Below are 15872 nucleotides of genomic sequence, written 5' to 3' on the forward strand. Positions count from 1 at the left end.
ATCTTCAGGACGCGCAAAGGCCCGGCACCCACCCCACACGGGGTAGGCGCCGGGCCATTTGTATGCCTAGCTCAAGACACACTGCACCCCAGCTTTCGATGCGAGCCTAGCTCGCCGGGCGCGACAGCACCGCCACCAAAAACTCCGAAGACCCCTCCACAAACGGGTGCATCTGCCACGACGAATACGTGTTATCAACATTCAGACCAACCTCGCGGGCATCAGCGAGGAACTGCTCAAACGCATAATCACGGCCAGGACCCGAACCATAACCCACGACAGCGCGGCCACCAGGAGCCAGTACGCGACGGAAATTCTCAACCACCGGCTTACGAGTCGAACGAGCCAAGAAACCCATCACATTACCCGCACACACCAGCAGCTCAAAACCATTCTCCGCCGTAGCCTCACCCTCAATACCCAGTACCTCCGGCAAATCCACCAAATCGGCAGTAATCCACGTAGCATCCGGACAGACGCGGCGCGCCTCCTCAATCAGCTCAGGATCAATATCCACACCCGTCACACGGTGACCCAACGCGTGCAGCTGCTTACCCACACGACCGGGACCCGAACCCGCATCAAGAATCTTCGCGCCACGAGAAGCCATAGCGTTCAACAGACGAGACTCACCCGCCATATCATTACCCTCAGCCTCCATCGCCTTGAAACGGTCAATGTACCACTGCGAGTGATTCGGGTTGCTCTCCTTGCGGATCAGCCACAGGGACTTCTCACGCTCACCCGGAGCGTTGAAACTCATCATTGCCATAAAAACTCCTTCGATAGGGTTGAGGATGCGCCAGCCGCCACCCGGCGAGGTGACCGCGGCGTATAAGCGGTGTGTGCGCTACGTACTAGCATAGCCCCACCCGGCACCTGCCGGTAAGGGCAGTAAGAGCCGGACGGGGCCATCGGAAGCGCTACAGAGGCGCTACAGGGGCTGGACGATAGGAGCGTGTTTAGAGGTGGTCGCCCTCAACATTCGACGGACCCGCTGCAAACGCCTTACGCATCTGCTCCTGGCGCTCCTCCTCAGCCAGACGAGCCGCCTCAGCGAACTGCGCCTCAATATCGGTCAGCAACGCCTCAACCTCCTCCTTACCAGCCACCGGGCCGCCAGCAATCAGACCATCAGCACCCAAAACCACCGCCAACGGCACACCATTACCGAAATTCGCGCGCGCACCAGCATCACGGTCAATCAACGGAGTCAAACCCTCCGGCAACGTACCCGCATTACGCGAGGTCTGCAACGACTCCAGACTCGAATACACCGGATGCAACGCCACCTGCGGCAGACGCTCCTGCCACGAAGACATCGTCTTCAAAAACTTCACACAACCAGCGCAGGTCGCCGACACAAACACCAGCACACGCGCCTGATTCTTAGCCAACGCACGCAAATTCGTGTGACGACCATTCTCCAGGTACAGCGCCGCATGCGGAATCGGCATACGAACATACTGCTCCTCGCCGTTCTCGTCATACACCGGCTCCGGCAAAATCACCTCAGCCTGAGGCTCCGGCTGCGCAAGAGCATCACCGCGGCGAACAGCCTCCAACGTCACAGCAATCAGCGCCGCACCAAAAACCCAAGTCCAGCCGCTATTACCCAGACCCAGCAGAGTCGACACAACACCCGTGCCACCCTTCAACGCACTCGCATGCGCACCAGCCGCCGCCAACAGCAACGCAACATTACGGACCAGCGTATAACGGCTCACCGGCGCATTCGACTCAGAACCAAAACAATTACAACCCGCAGTACGACCCGTCGCCAGAGCGCGCGCAATCACCACTGTATAGAACAGCATCAGAATCAACGCCAAACCCGAAGCAATCACCGCAGGCAAACGCACCGGCGACAGCAGCAGGACGGCGGCCAGGGCAATCTCGAACCACGGCAAAATCAGCGACACCGCACGGGTCGGCGCGATCTTCTCCAAACCAAGATTCTGAATACCGGTCACGGTACTCTGCGGGTCCTTCGCCTTAGCAATACCGCTAATCAGCAAAGTCAACGCAACAAGTGCCGTACACAAAACAAGCGGCACAGTAGAGACGGTGAGCATAAAACTCCTAGAGTGAGTGTGTGAAAAGAGGATGCGGCAGCGGCAGTTTTTAGGCAGAACAAACCGCGCGACGTGCCGCCGTGTTATACACGATTTTACGCCCTGCACATGGGGAAACCATCTCTACAGTGCCGTGAGGCGCACCCCGTACTCGCCCGCCAGCTCCGCATACGCCTGCACAAAGCGCTGCGCTCGCGCACCCGAGGCACAGAAAACGCCCACACGCTGATCACGAACCGACTCAAACAGGCTCAACAACTCCGCGGGCACGTCGGTTGCCGGCAACAGCGACCCCTCAGCGTCGCTCAGCTGCGACAGCGGCATATGCATCGAACCCTCATGCTTCACCGACTCCTCACGCTCGGGCACCTCACGCACATCCAGCAGAACCTGCGGGACCTCATGCGCCGACAAATCCACCGGCACCACACGCGCCGGATCCGGCACCGCCCCAAACGACGTACACGTACCCGACAAAGCATCATACGTCAGCAGGGAGCCCGCTGCCGTCGGCAGACCACTCACATACTTGAGCACCTCCGTCGCCATCAGCGAGCCAACCACAGCCGTCGTCGCGCCCAACACTCCGGCAAGCGCACACGACTCCACCGTCTGCGGAATCGTCGGAAAAATATCACGCAAATGCGCGCCATCCGGCTCAAAAAGACTCACCGAACCGCCAAAACGCAAAACCGTGCCCCACACCAGCGGCAGACCCGCAACCTGCGCGGCATCCGCAATCAGATACTTCGACGCAAACGTATCTGTACAATCCACCACACAATCCGGTGCCGACGCGGCGAAAAGATCCAAAATCCAGGACGCATCCACATGCCGGATTGTCGTCTCAACCGTCAACGACGGGCACAACTCCAGAGCACGGCGCGCCGCTACCTCCGCCTTCGGCTCACCCACATCAGACACCCCAAAAAGCGGCTGACGCTGAATATTCGACAGCTCCACCGAATCAGAATCCACAATATGCAGATACCCTACGCCAGCCGCCGCCAACGCCTGCACCACCGGACAGCCCAAACCGCCAGCACCAATCACGAGCACACGCGCCGCCGCGACCGCGTCCTGATCAAAGCCGGGGAGGCGACGTTGACGGTCCGTGCGCTCGCGATCCAGACGCGCATGCTTCGGATTCACCGGGGTAGGGGAAAGGTTTACATCCACGAGACAAAACCCTCCGACGGCGACGATGCTTTCGCGTGCTCACGCACCGGAATACGGCCAGCCTCACGCGCCAACGCGCCCGCCTGCACCGCAAACTTCATCGCCTGAGCCATTGCTACCGGATCCTCAGCACGATTCACCGCCGACGCCAACAACACCGCATCACAGCCCAGCTCCATCGCCAGGGCGGCGTCCGAAGCGGTACCCACGCCGGCATCCAGAACCACCGGAACCTGCGCGCGGGACGCAATCAGCTCAATATTGTGCGGGTTCAAAATGCCCAGACCGGTACCAATCGGCGCACCCAACGGCATGACCGCGGCAACGCCCGCATCCTCCAGACGGGCGGCAGCCACCGGGTCGTCAGAGGTGTACGCGAGCACCGTGAAATCCTCAGCCACCAGCTGCTCGCAAGCGTTCAACAGCTCCACGGTGTCCGGCAGCAGGGTGTCTTCGTCGTGGATGATCTCGACCTTCACCCAGGAAGTGCCCAGTGCCTCGCGGGCGAGCATCGCGGTCATCACCGCATCGGCTGCGGTGCGGCACCCTGCGGTATTAGGTAGCGGCGCAATATTGAGCTTCTGCAGAAGCGGAAAAATGGGGGTGCCTGCGGCGTGACGGCGCATGGCAACGGTCGTCATTTCGGTGCCGGAGGCGATGAGCGCCTGCTCGAGCAGGTCCATGCTGGTTGCGCCTCCGGAACCCATGATAAGGCGGGAGTTGAAGGTGCGGTCGCCGATGGTGAGCGGTGTGAGGCTCATGGTGTTCTCCTCTGTGGGAACGTCTAGATAACGGGGTTTGCTGGTTGGTGCGGCTGGTTGGTGCGGGGCGCTACGGTGCGCCCGGTTTAGGGAACAAAAACCGAGAATATCTGTTCTTTTTTGCCGGTGGGTATTCTCCTGCGGGTATTTACCGGTGAGAATATTGCCGGTACAGGCTGGAAGATTAGCCGCCCTGAACGGCGGTGAGGGCATCCACCCTATCGCCCTCGCTCAGCGGCACATCCAGCCAGGTGGAACGCGGCACGATACTGCGGTTGAGCGCCACAGCCACGCCATTTTCGGTACCAAACTGGTCCATGACAAGGTCAAATACGGTGGGGGCGTTGGTGGTTAGCGGCTCACCGTTGTAGGTGATGATCATGCGAAATCCTTTCGTGAAGGTGCCGGGTGCACCCGGCGGGGACTGTGTTTAGTGGGTGAATCGTGCCGGGTCGCACGCCTGCATAATGGGCGGAATCTCAGCCCCGCAGGCGACCTCCGCGCCGACCTTGCCTGCGAGCGCGGCAAGCAGAATACCGTGACGGAAGTAGCCCGTGGACACAAGCTGGCGGGTGCCGTCAGTACGGGTGCGGTGCCCAAAGATGGGCAGGTCGTCCGGGGTGCCGGGGCGGGCGCCGACGTTCGCCTCCAGAAGCTCGCACTCTTCAACCGCGGGCACGAGCCGGATCGCGTCACGTAGCAGCTGGTGTACGCCGTCAATGGCGGGCAGCGTGCGGTGGTCTTCGCGGCTGGTTGCGCCGATGCATAGCTCCCCGTCAGGGCGGGGGATGAGGTAGACGGGGCGGGAGTTCACGTAGCCGCGCACCACATGTTTGAGGATGGGCCGCGGGGCGCGCAGACGCAGAATATCCCCGTAGACGGGGCGTAGCGGGTAGTCCCCGTGCAGTGTTGCCCCTAGTCCAGCGCAGATAATGTCGCCCGCGTCCGGGTCGGTGACCCGTTCGGCGCTGAAGGTGACGCCGCGGCGGGTGAGGGCGTCTTTGAGGGCGCGCCTCATGAGCCGCGGGTGTAGCTGATGGTCACTGGGGATGCTCACGGCGCCGGCGATACGCGGCGCCAGGAGCGGTTCGAGGGCGCGTGCCTGCGTGGGGGTGACGGGGTCTGCGGGGCGGTTCATGTCCCGGTAGTAGGCGCGGGTGCGTTGCAGGTGCTCGGCGTCGGCGCGGTCGGCTGCGATGATGAGCGTGCCGGTGGTGTCGTAGCCGGTAGGCAGGTCGGTGGCGCGGCTGAGCCTCTCCATGAGGGAGGGGTAGGCGTCGGCGCTAGCGGTCATGAGCGGGAAGAGCGCGTCCTGCTGGAATTGCACTTCTGCGATGGGCGCGAGCATGCCGCCGGCGTAGTGGCTGGCGGCGGGGTAGAGCGCCGTGCCGTCGTCGGCGGTGCCGTAGTCGCTGGTTTCGGCGTCGATGAGGTGCACGCTTTCGCCGTGTTCGGTGAGTTCAAACGCGGTGGTGAGGCCAATGATTCCGCCGCCAATGATGGTGATGGTCATGGCTATGCCTGCAGCGCGGGGTTATCGACGAAGGCGCGGACCATGGCGATTCCGGCAACTCCGGTGGTGCGGATGGCGGGGCAGTCTTCGGGGGTGATGTCGCCGATAGCTACGGTCGGTACGGCGGACAGTTCAGCAAGTTCGCGGAGCCCATCAATGCCGAGGGGCGGGCGGTTGGACTGCTTGGTGGGGCTGGGGCGGAACGGCCCGGTACCAACGTAATCGATCAGATGCGCGATCTTGTTGGACTCTTCGACGAGCTGCCGGGTGCCGGTGGTCAGACCGATGATCGCGTCGGCGCCGAGGAGGGCGCGGGCGTCGGCTACGGGCAGGTCGTCTTGACCGATGTGCACGCCATCAACGCGCACGCCGCGGGCACGCAACGCGAGGGCGACATCAACACGGTCGTCGATGAGGAGGGTCTGGTGCGGCTGGATGATGCCGGCGATAGCTTCGGTGAGCTGGTAGAGCTCGCGCGCGCTGATGGGTTTGGACCTGACTTGGATGCAGGTGGCGTGTTTGGCTGCCCGGACGGTTTCGAGGGGGTTGTCGCCTGTGACGAGGTAGAGGTTCAGGTCGAGGGGGCGTGCGGGGGTGGTGTAGGGGTGCGTTTCGCGGGTCATGCGGGTCTACGATTCCTCGTCGAGTAGATGTTTTTTAGAAATTCTCTCATTGAATTTCTGTGGTTAGGTTAGCACAACTGTGTGGTGAGTTGAACATCCTTCAAGCGTTTTGAGGTGTGTGTGCTTGGCTCGCTATACACTTCCTTCGCTCCTACAGGGGCACCCGCCCTCGCAGAGCTCGAGCACCCTGATGTCGCTTCAGGAAGGTATAGCTGTGCTGCGCGCTCGTATGGGGCTACAACAAGCCCTGTCTCGATGAGCCCTCGGGAAGGCGCCCTGACCTCCCATACGGAGTCACCGCAATGCCCTGAACCCAACATTCATTCCCGGCGAGCTGCCTGCGGTACCTAACCCCAGTATTCCCCCTCCCCGCCTCCGCGCACACTCTTCCCAAGCCGAGCGCCCGTGGTTCGTTCCACACCGCGCATCCGCACCCACTACTCCACCTGCCCGGAGAAGGGGAGAGAGTTAGTAGGGGAGAGGCCGGTATGTTCCGTCGCGACATCAGGGTGTCCGACGCGAAGCGAGGACGGGTTCCCTGCAGGAGCAAAGAACATACCGCCTCGACCCGTCCAACCCAAGCCGCATCCTAAACTCTCAGCCCAACCACCGCATCCAACCTAAAAAATAAAGCCCCGCGACGAAGTCCGGGGCTTGTGGAGCGGCTGACGGGAATCGAACCCGCGTATCAGGCTTGGGAAGCGTGCGCTCTACCATTGAGCTACAGCCGCATCTTTTTCAGTGTATCGCGCCTGCTTGTCGGGAGTGAAATGTGTTGCGGTTGTTTGTGCGCGGGGTGGCGGGGTTGAAATGTGATGTAGGCCTGTGTGCTGGGGCTGGTGGATGCCTGCACGTGGGTGGTGTTTGCCAGGTATCCTTTAAGCGTGCTTATTTCAGATCGCGATATTCGTCAAGAGATTGCTGATGGGCGCATCGTTCTTGATCCGTTCGATGAGTCGATGATTCAGCCTGCAAGTGTGGACGTGAGGATTGATCGTTTCTTCCGTCTGTTCGATAACCATAAGTACCCGCATATTGATCCTGCTCAGCCGCAGGAGGATTTGACGCGCCTGGTGGAGGTGGCTCCTGATGAGCCGTTTATTCTGCATCCGGGTGAGTTTGTGTTGGGTTCTACGTATGAGAAGGTGACCCTGCCTGATGATGTGGCTGCCCGTTTGGAGGGTAAGTCGTCGTTGGGTCGTCTGGGTCTTCTGACTCACTCTACGGCTGGTTTTATTGATCCTGGTTTTTCGGGGCATGTGACGCTTGAGTTGTCGAATATGGCGACTTTGCCGATTATGTTGTGGCCGGGTTCTAAGGTTGGTCAGTTGTGTTTCTTCCGTTTGAGTAGCCCGACTGAGCATCCGTATGGTTCTGGTGCGTATGGTAACCGTTACCAGGGTCAGCGTGGCCCGACTGCTTCGCGTAGTTATTTGAATTTTCATCAGACGATGATTCCTGCGGATGGTTCTGTGGAGTCTTAGTCTTTCCCGCTTTGGGGTGCGGGCGTGCAGGCTGTGTGTTTGTGCGCCCGCGTTGGGCGGTTTTCGCCTGTTGTGCTCGTGCGTTCACTCGCGTGCGGGTTTTTATCTCTCACTCTCTAAGGATTTTTGATGAATCTGAAGCCTGTTGTTCTGCGTGTTGCTGGCGCGGAAGTTTCTTTGTATCTGATTGATATGTCGGACTCTTTTGTGGAGCGTTTTAAGAAGGCGTGGGAGCCTCTTGCTCCGGAGTTTTTTGATACTCCTGATGAGGCGTATGCTTCGTTGTCTCGTTTTGATCAGGTGATGCTGGTTCATGCGCCGACTGATGAGTCGGTGATGGATTTGGCGAATCCGTTGATGGGTTCGTTTGATAAGGTTTCGACGCTGCGTGTGGCTGATGATGATTCGGGTATGCAGGATCTGACGAGCCGTATTACGTTGGCGATGATTGAGCAGCTGGTTGGTCGCGGTGTGATGCTGCATGCGGCTGTTATTGGTGACCCTGAGTCGAAGCGCGCTGTGGCGCTGGTGGGTGTTTCTGGTAGCGGTAAGACGACTGCGTCGCGTTTCTTGGGTTCGAAGTTTGCGTACCTGACTGATGAGACTGCGATTATTTCGGATGAGGGCGTTGTGTCGCCGTATCCGAAGCCGTTGTCTGTGATTGTTGACCCGAATGCGCCGAAGGATCAGCAGAACCCGGTGGATTTGGGCCTGAACGTGGTTGATCGTGATGACCTCAGCTATGAGCTGTCGCGTATTGTGTTCATTTCTCGTGATGAGTCGGCTTCGGAGCCGTATTTTGAGCGTGTTCCGCTGCACGAGGCTCTGGTGTTCTTGAGTGAGCAGAGCTCGGGTCTGGCGCGTCACCCTGAGGGTGTTGTGTCGCTGGCTAAGCTGGTGGAGCGTTGCGGTGGCGTGTGGCGCCTGGTGTACTCGGAGATTGAGGATACTCTGCCGCTGGTTCAGGATCTGCTGAATGGTGATGAGCTGCCGAACGCTGATGAGGTTGAGAAGCTGGAGAAGTACACGGCTGAGGATCACCTGCCGGGTGTGTTCTTGAACGGTACGATTGCGGTTTCTCGTATGCCGGGTACTTCGGGTGTGCGTGTGGGTGAGGACGGCCCGTTCTTGCTGCTGTGTGACACTGAGCTGAATGAGCTGTCTGATTTTGCGGCTGAGTGCTGGCTGCAGGCTGAGGGCGACATTTCGTACGATGACTTGTTTGCGCGTTTGGCTGAGATTTTTGAGGGTCTGCCTGCGGAGGCGTATGACGAGAATCTGAGCGCTTTGGCGGCTGGTTCGATGCTGTGGGTTCGCGTGATTGATGATCCGCTGATTGATGATGCGACCTGGGCTCAGCTGACTAGCGATGAGGTTTTGGATGAGGAGGAGCAGCAGATTGCGCTGGATTCCTCTGAGGACGCTGCCTCTGACGATGAAGATGACGTGGTGGAGGACTAGCCACTGCGGTTCTCTGGTATAGCTCTCTGGCGCGGCTTACTGAGCTCCGCTTGATAAGCACTGCTTAAGCACAAAGGAGGGGCGGGTAGAAGATCATTCTTCTACCCGCCCCTCCCTTTGCGTTTACGGGTTTGCGCGGGGGTTCGCAAGGGCGGTTTGCAGGACGCTTAGCCCCGCATGCTTTACTGGGTTGCCTTACTGGGCAGCCTTGTCGCGGCGCTTCTGCTCGCGGCGAGCCGCACGCACACGCAACGGACCGGGTGCCTTCACCGGCAGCAGCAGAAGCAGACCCGCCACCACAACGATCAAAATACCGAGCACACCCCAAATCTGCGCGCCCATGATGCTCACGCACAGGCCGAACAGCATCGGCGCCAGGAAGCTGGTCGCACGGCCGGTGGTCGAGTACAGGCCGAACAGCTCACCCTCAGTACCGGGATCTGCCAGGCGAGCCAGGAAGGTGCGGGACGCCGACTGTGCCGGGCCCACGAACAGGCACAGCAGCAGGGCGCATACCCAGAACACGCCCGGTTCGGGGAAGAACATCAGCGGGGTAGCCGCCAAAATAATGCCGACCAGCGAGATAACAATAATCGCCTTCGGGCCCAGGTAGTCATCCAGGTAGCCGCCCAGAATCGCGCCAACCGCCGCGACGGCGCTACCGGCAATACCGAACAGAATCACCTCGGAGGTGCTGAAACCGAACGTGCCCGCCGCGAGAATACCGCCGAACGTAAAAATACCGGACAGACCATCACGGAACACCGCCGAAGCAATCAGGAACCACAGGGTCTGCGGGGACGTCATCTTCAGCCGCTTAATGGTGCGCCACAGCGCCTTGTAGGAGGCGAGCAGACCGCCCTGACGAGCCGGGGAGAGACGCTCCATACCGAGCTCCAGGAAACGCAGCTCGCGGGTGGGCAGCACCTCCGGCAGGAAGCGCTCGCGGGTGCGCATACGCACCAGCAGAGGCACGCAGAAGATGAGGCACCAGGCGGCGGCGAATAGCGCGACCGCACGGATATTCAGGGCGTTATCGGTGGTCAGGCCGAGCACTTCGGGGGTAAGCACAAAACCCCACAGCACCACAGCCAGCGCCAGGATGCCGCCAATGTAGCCGGCAGCCCATCCGGCACCCGAAATCTTACCGATATTCTCCGGGTGGGAGATACGCGGCAGCACGGCGTTATAGTTCACGTACGCGAACTCGCTGAACACGCTCGCCGCAGAAATCAGGGTGACACCCAGCCACAGGTACTGCGGGGTGGGGGCCACGAAGAAGCACGCCGCCATCGAACCGACTAGCAGTAGCGTGTTCACGCCGAGCCAGAAGATACCGCGGCCGGACTTGTCGTTACGCTGACCGGTCACCGGCGCCAGGATAGCAATCAGGAAACCGGCGATAGTCAGACCCAAAGACAGCGCCGAGGAGGTCTCTTCGGGAGTGCCGAAATAGCTACTGGTCAGGTACACGGTGAAGATGAAGGTCATCATAATCGAGTCGAAGCTCGAGGAACCAACATCCCACATGACCCAGGAGGCGACCGAACGGCGGCTATTCGCGTGGTCAACGACCCTACGCGGAGCCTTCGTCTTACGGCGGGGAGAAGAAATAGTCATAGTTGTGCTTTCGGATGCCGAGGTGGCGCTTCAGCGTAGCGGCGGCATGAAACCGGCTGAAGTAGAGCGGGCGTGCTGAAGATGGAACACCAGGCGGTACGTACCGAGCGAAGATACGTACCGCCTAGTTCATGAACTTTCGCGCGGAAGGCACAAAGTTTTAGTTGAAGAAACGACGCTGCAGGCGAGCAATACCGAAGCTCACCACAGCACCCACGACGGAGGTCAGAACGGTCCAGAGGATGACCTGACGCAGGGTATCTTCAGACTCGTGGGAAATGGTGGGAGGCTGGTTACCGGTAGCCTTGGTCCAGGCTGCGCCCAGGCCCTTACCAACCAGGGCAGCAGCGCCCATGTTGATACCCGCAATAGCAAGCTTAGCAACGGGGTTCATATGTATCTCCTTAGCTGTATACGATGCGGCGTCCTGCCCGTGAACCCCTTCGGGGTTGGGTGAGAAAAGAGCGCCACTCCCTAGCGTATAGGGTTTAAGGCGTTCGTGCCGCCTTGGAGCCTCTCCGTCCCAAAATTGTACACCGTGCAATTCTGTAATGTGGGCAGAAGAACGAAACAAAAAGCGGCAAATTGGCGCGAACAGCCAGACACGCCTACAATCGAACCTGGACTTCCGCCCGCACCAAAACGGTACGGACAAGGAAGCCCACAACGACAGGGGAGCGCCACCGAGGCGCTGAGAGTGCTAAGCAGACCCTCGAACCTGATCCGGTTAGTACCGGCGTAGGGAGTCGAATTTCTTCTCAATGCCCTCGTCCATTCAGAGGGCGAGGACATTCCCCTTCCAACGAAGGAAGGACCACCAATGTCGCAGAACGTAACCCCCGCCTCCAAGGCATCTAGCCAGGCAGAATCGAAGAAGCCGAACCTGCGCTGGCGAGTCAACGAAATCGTTATCGCCGCAGTTATCGCAGTAGCCTGCGCCGTCATCTTCTGGATCTGGGACATCGCAGTCGGCCCCGCCGCCAAAACTGCACTCGTAGCAGCACCCGAATTCCGCCCCATCGTCGCCGGCGCATGGCTGCTTGGCGGCACCCTCAGCGGCCTGCTCATCCGCAAGCCCGGTGCGGCACTCTTCGGTGAAATCGTCGCAGCATTCATCTCCGTGCTCTTCACCGGCGGCGCGTGGAGTGGTGAAATCCTGATTGCCGGCTTCTTCCAGGGCGTTGGCGCTGAAATCGCCTTCGCAATCTTCCGCTACCGTCGCTGGGACGCATTCGTAGCAGTCTTCGCCGGTGCGCTCAGCGGCCTGTTCATGGGTGTTAACGAAATCTTCATCTACTACCCCGACATGGAACCGGTCAAGGCAATCATCTACGTAGCGTGCGCCGTCATCTCCGGCGCAGTGATCGCAGGCTTCCTCGCATGGATTCTCGTGCAGAACCTCGCCAAGACCGGTGTGCTCTCCTCGCTGGCATCCGGCAAGACCCGCCGCTAACCACCAGCAACTATCCACCGGCTAGTCACTCACCACGAGTCACCACTCGGCACACTACAGCAGCCACACAAAAGGCTAAGGAACCATCATGGAAGCAACACCGCGCGGGGCGCGCATCGAGCTCAACAACTTCAGCTGGCACCACCCCGGACGCCCAGAACCCGTCATCAGCGGACTCAACCTCACCATCAACCCCGGTGAAAAAGTCCTGCTACTGGGCACCTCCGGCGCCGGCAAATCGACGCTCCTGCACGCCATCGCCGGTGTGCTCCACGATGACGACGGCGAATCCGCCGGCGGCACCATCACCATCAACGGGCAAGCACCCGCCGAAGCACGTGGCACCGCGGGCATGATGCAGCAGGACCCCGAATCCTCCATCGTCATGGCAACCGTCGGCAACGACGTCGCCTTCGGCCCCGAAAACCTGCGCGTACCCCGCGAAGAAATCTGGCGCCGCGTCACCGAAGCCCTCACCGCCGTAGGGCTCAACGACCTTGCCCTCGACCACCCCAGCAGCGCGCTGTCCGGCGGACAGAAGCAGCGCCTCGGCCTGGCGGGTATCCTCTCGATGCACCCCGGCGCCATGATCCTCGACGAACCCACCGCCAACCTCGACCCCTCCGGTGTGCAGGAGGTGCGCGACAGTATTCTTGCCGCCGCGGAGGCCACCGGCGCGACCCTGCTCGTCGTGGAACACCGCGTGAGCATCTGGGCGCCGCACATGGACCGCATTATCGTACTCGGCGAAGGCGGCACCATCACCCACGACGGCGCACCCGACACCGTGCTCACCGAAGCCCGTCGGGATCTCATCGACGCCGGCGTGTGGGTGCCCAACTACGTGCCGCGTGCGCCGCAGAGCGACAGCGATAGCAAGTACGGCGAGGCGCTACTGCGCGCCGAAAACCTCAGCATCACCCGCGCACAACCCACCCCCAAACAACGACGCGCCCGCCGCCGCACCATCAAACGCCTCGGCGACACCCCCGCACCCGCACCCATCGACCTGCCCGTACTGCGCGGCGGCATCAACCTCACCCTGCGCGCCGGCGAACACCTCAGCGTGCTCGGCCCCAACGGCGCCGGCAAATCAACCCTCGCGCTCACCCTCGCAGGGCTACTCACCGCCCCCGACGGCACCCTCGCCGCCACCGACACGCTCCGTAATTACGACGGTAACCACGGCGGCAACCACGGCGGCGAGCGCGCCCACTGGGACGTACCCACCTGGACCCCCGCCCAAATGCTCAGCCGCATCGGCTACGTCTTCCAAGAACCCGAATACCAATTCATCCGCGGAACCGTACGCGAAGAACTCGAACTCGGCCCCCGCCGACTCGCCGCACTCACCCGCAACCCCCTCAACGAAGACGACCTCACCGCCCGCACCAACGAACTCGCAACCCGCCTACGCCTCACCCACCTACTCGACGCCAACCCCTTCACCCTCTCCGGCGGCGAAAAACGACGACTCTCGGTCGCCTCCGCGCTCGCCACCGCACCGAGAATACTCATTCTCGATGAGCCCACCTTCGGGCAGGATGCCCGCACCTGGGCCGAACTCGTCGACCTCATCCGCGAACTCCTCGCAGGCGGTACCGCCATCATCTCCATCACCCACGACGAAGACTACACCGCCGCACTCGGCGGCAACCACATCACCCTCGAAGCGCTCGAAGCCTCCGAACCCCAGGCAACCAACGGAAAGGAGAACGCATGAACACCGACTTCTTCGGCACCATCGACCGAACCAGCTACTTCAGCAACCTCAACGCCGGCGTAAAACTCATCGTCTCCTTCACCCTCATCATCGCCGCACTCATCGTGCGCGACCCCCTCACCTCCGGAATCCTCTTCGCCCTCGAACTGCTCGGATTCATCCTCGTCGGATTCCGACCCGTCAACGTCCTCACCCGCTTCTGGCCCATCCTCATCGCCGTCATCACCACCGGCTGGTCCGTCGCCATGCTCAGCGCCAAAACCGGCACCACCATCCTCGACCTCGGCTTCAACAGCATCACCACCGACTCCGCCGCCGTCGGCGCAGCCATGATGATCCGCTCCCTCGCCATGGTCCTACCCACCCTCGCGTTCGTACTCACCACCGACCCGACCGACCTCGGCGACTCCCTCGCACAAACCTTCAAACTGCCCTCCCGGTTCGTGCTCGCCACCGTCGCCGCACTCCGCCTGGTCGGCATCCTCTTCGCCGAATGGAACGCTCTCGGCCAAGCACGACGCGCCCGCGGACTCGGCGCAGGCCAATCCCTCGCTGGACGTGCCCAAACCTTCGGCGGGCAAAGCTTCGCCCTGCTGGTGCAGGCTATCCGCCGCGGCTCCCGCCTCGCCATTACCATGGAGGCGCGCGGCTTCGGCGCAGGCGAACGCACCTGGGCTCGTGTGCCTAGCTACTCGCCCCGTGACGTGCACGTGAGCATTGCCGCCGCCGTCATTATTGCTGTTGCGTACGGCGCATCTATTGCGGCGGGTACGATCCAGTTCCTCTGGGGCTAGTTTGCTCTGCTCTGGACGTGGTTAGGGAGGCGCCCGCACCCTTCCTTCGCTCCTACAGGGGCACCCTCCCTCGCAGAGCTCGGGCACCCTGATGTCGCTTCAGGAAGGTACACACACCTCCTGCCTACAGTTCGGCTGCGAACGTACAATAAGACTATGTCTAGTACCGTAATTCTTCTGAACGAGCAGAACCCGCAGGGCATCTTCGTTGACCCGTCCGTGCCCCTCATCAGCGTTGATGATCAGGGCTTCACCCGCGGCGACGGCGTCTTCGAGACCATGCTGTCCGTCAACCGCCGCGTGCGTAAGCTCGGCATGCACCTATCCCGCCTCGAGTCGTCGGCGCGCATGCTGGATCTGCCCGACCCGGAACCCGAGATTCTGCGTTCGGCGGTGGAGCGCCTCATGCGTGAGGCGACCGCCGGTGCCGAGACTGCGCTGGGCGAAGAGCACATCGTGAAGATCATTATTTCGCGCGGCCCCACCCAGGCGGTGACCTCCATGCAGCCGGGCCCGTACACGCTGATTATGGCGTCGCCGGTGCCCGCCTCCATCGTGAAGCGCCGCACCGAGGGCGTGAAGGCGATGCTGCTGCCGCGCGGCCACGAGCCGATGGACAACAGCGCCTACCCGTGGCTTCTGGCGGGTGCGAAGACCCTCTCCTACGCGGTGAACATGGCGGTCCTGCGGTACGTTCAGGAGCGCGGCGCGGATGACGCAATCTTCATCACTGACGAGCGTCGCGTGCTGGAGGGTGCCACCTCTTCGGTGCTGGTTGCCAAGATTGAGGACGGCAAGAAGGTGCTGTATACGCCCGAGCCGAGCCACGGCATCCTTCCCGGCACCACGCAGGGCGCTGTGTTCGAGGCGGCACGCCAGGCCGGCTGGGAGCTGGGCTTCGGTCCGCTCTACCCGCAGGATTTGTTTGAGTCGGACGGCGTGTGGTTGGCGTCGTCGGTGCGTCTGATTGCGCCGGTGACTCACCTGAACGGCACGGCGCTGGCGCATGACCCGGAGCTGACCGCGACGCTGTTGAACTACCTGGCGCAGCAGAGCTAAACGCGTACAAAAAGGGACGGTATTATCCGAGCGAGGATAATACCGTCCCTTTGTGCTGTCTACGGTCAAGGGCAGGAGGTGCGTGTATCTTCCTGACGCGACATCAGGGTGCCCGAAGCGAAGCGAG

General features: G+C 61.3%; 15 protein-coding genes, 1 tRNA gene and 1 riboswitch. Of the genes, 6 read left to right on the forward strand and 10 right to left on the reverse strand.

Features of this window, described 5'->3' with window-relative positions:
* Window positions 1-106 precede the first annotated feature (106 nt).
* The 8 genes from HMPREF2928_RS03710 to HMPREF2928_RS03745 form a co-directional block, all read right to left on the reverse strand.
* The gene (locus tag HMPREF2928_RS03710; protein WP_070687400.1) at window positions 107-772 is read right to left on the reverse strand and encodes a class I SAM-dependent methyltransferase; all 666 of its coding nucleotides are present in this window, start codon (window positions 770-772) and stop codon (window positions 107-109) included.
* 190 nt (window positions 773-962) lie between these two features.
* Entirely contained in the window at window positions 963-2075 is a 1113-nt protein-coding gene (locus tag HMPREF2928_RS03715; RefSeq protein ID WP_070687401.1) for a MauE/DoxX family redox-associated membrane protein, read from the reverse strand.
* 123 nt (window positions 2076-2198) lie between these two features.
* A complete protein-coding gene (locus HMPREF2928_RS03720) occupies window positions 2199-3227 on the reverse strand; it encodes a HesA/MoeB/ThiF family protein (protein WP_246823554.1) in 1029 nt (342 codons plus the stop codon).
* Window positions 3228-3244: 17 nt separating this feature from the next.
* Window positions 3245-4015, reverse strand: a complete 771-nt coding sequence (locus tag HMPREF2928_RS03725) for a thiazole synthase (protein WP_049347554.1) — start codon at window positions 4013-4015, stop codon at window positions 3245-3247.
* A gap of 184 nt (window positions 4016-4199) precedes the next feature.
* Window positions 4200-4397: a sulfur carrier protein ThiS gene (gene thiS / locus HMPREF2928_RS03730; RefSeq protein WP_049340547.1), complete on the reverse strand. Its 198-nt coding sequence runs from the start codon at window positions 4395-4397 to the stop codon at window positions 4200-4202.
* A gap of 48 nt (window positions 4398-4445) precedes the next feature.
* The gene (gene thiO / locus HMPREF2928_RS03735) at window positions 4446-5528 is read right to left on the reverse strand and encodes a glycine oxidase ThiO (protein WP_070687403.1); all 1083 of its coding nucleotides are present in this window, start codon (window positions 5526-5528) and stop codon (window positions 4446-4448) included.
* A 2-nt stretch (window positions 5529-5530) separates the two neighbouring features.
* Window positions 5531-6151 carry a thiamine phosphate synthase gene (locus HMPREF2928_RS03740; RefSeq protein ID WP_049350533.1) on the reverse strand — a complete coding sequence of 207 codons (621 nt, stop codon included), beginning with the start codon at window positions 6149-6151 and terminating at the stop codon, window positions 5531-5533.
* A gap of 657 nt (window positions 6152-6808) precedes the next feature.
* Window positions 6809-6882, reverse strand: a tRNA-Gly gene (locus HMPREF2928_RS03745).
* 153 nt (window positions 6883-7035) lie between these two features.
* On the opposite strand from HMPREF2928_RS03745, the gene dcd reads away from it, so the two are divergent.
* Window positions 7036-7635 (forward strand): dCTP deaminase, encoded by a 600-nt coding sequence (gene dcd / locus HMPREF2928_RS03750; protein WP_005509013.1) that lies wholly within the window; start codon window positions 7036-7038, stop codon window positions 7633-7635.
* Between the two features lie 129 nt (window positions 7636-7764).
* Window positions 7765-9096 (forward strand): septin family protein, encoded by a 1332-nt coding sequence (locus tag HMPREF2928_RS03755; RefSeq protein WP_070687404.1) that lies wholly within the window; start codon window positions 7765-7767, stop codon window positions 9094-9096.
* Window positions 9097-9291: 195 nt separating this feature from the next.
* Here HMPREF2928_RS03755 and HMPREF2928_RS03760 read toward each other — a convergent pair whose 3' ends face one another.
* Complete coding sequence (locus HMPREF2928_RS03760; RefSeq protein WP_070687405.1) at window positions 9292-10716, reverse strand: MFS transporter; 1425 nt, start codon at window positions 10714-10716, stop codon at window positions 9292-9294.
* A 160-nt stretch (window positions 10717-10876) separates the two neighbouring features.
* Complete coding sequence (locus tag HMPREF2928_RS03765) at window positions 10877-11110, reverse strand: DUF4235 domain-containing protein (RefSeq protein WP_070687406.1); 234 nt, start codon at window positions 11108-11110, stop codon at window positions 10877-10879.
* A gap of 267 nt (window positions 11111-11377) precedes the next feature.
* Window positions 11378-11478: riboswitch (TPP riboswitch) on the forward strand.
* Between the two features lie 58 nt (window positions 11479-11536).
* Between HMPREF2928_RS03765 and HMPREF2928_RS03770 the strand changes: the two genes are divergently transcribed.
* The 4 genes from HMPREF2928_RS03770 to HMPREF2928_RS03785 all read left to right on the forward strand — a co-directional run bounded on the left by HMPREF2928_RS03770 (window position 11537) and on the right by HMPREF2928_RS03785 (window position 15745).
* The gene (locus HMPREF2928_RS03770; RefSeq protein WP_049340559.1) at window positions 11537-12169 is read left to right on the forward strand and encodes an ECF transporter S component; all 633 of its coding nucleotides are present in this window, start codon (window positions 11537-11539) and stop codon (window positions 12167-12169) included.
* An 88-nt stretch (window positions 12170-12257) separates the two neighbouring features.
* Complete coding sequence (locus HMPREF2928_RS03775; protein WP_070687407.1) at window positions 12258-13892, forward strand: ABC transporter ATP-binding protein; 1635 nt, start codon at window positions 12258-12260, stop codon at window positions 13890-13892.
* Window positions 13889-14686: an energy-coupling factor transporter transmembrane component T family protein gene (locus HMPREF2928_RS03780; RefSeq protein WP_070687408.1), complete on the forward strand. Its 798-nt coding sequence runs from the start codon at window positions 13889-13891 to the stop codon at window positions 14684-14686. The genes HMPREF2928_RS03775 and HMPREF2928_RS03780 overlap by 4 nt, the downstream gene beginning before the upstream one ends.
* Before the next feature lie 156 nt (window positions 14687-14842).
* Window positions 14843-15745, forward strand: a complete 903-nt coding sequence (locus HMPREF2928_RS03785; RefSeq protein ID WP_005509006.1) for an aminotransferase class IV — start codon at window positions 14843-14845, stop codon at window positions 15743-15745.
* Window positions 15746-15872 lie beyond the last annotated feature (127 nt).

The sequence above is a fragment of the Rothia sp. HMSC072B04 genome, assembly GCF_001813725.1.
In the GTDB taxonomy this organism is placed as follows: domain Bacteria; phylum Actinomycetota; class Actinomycetes; order Actinomycetales; family Micrococcaceae; genus Rothia; species Rothia mucilaginosa.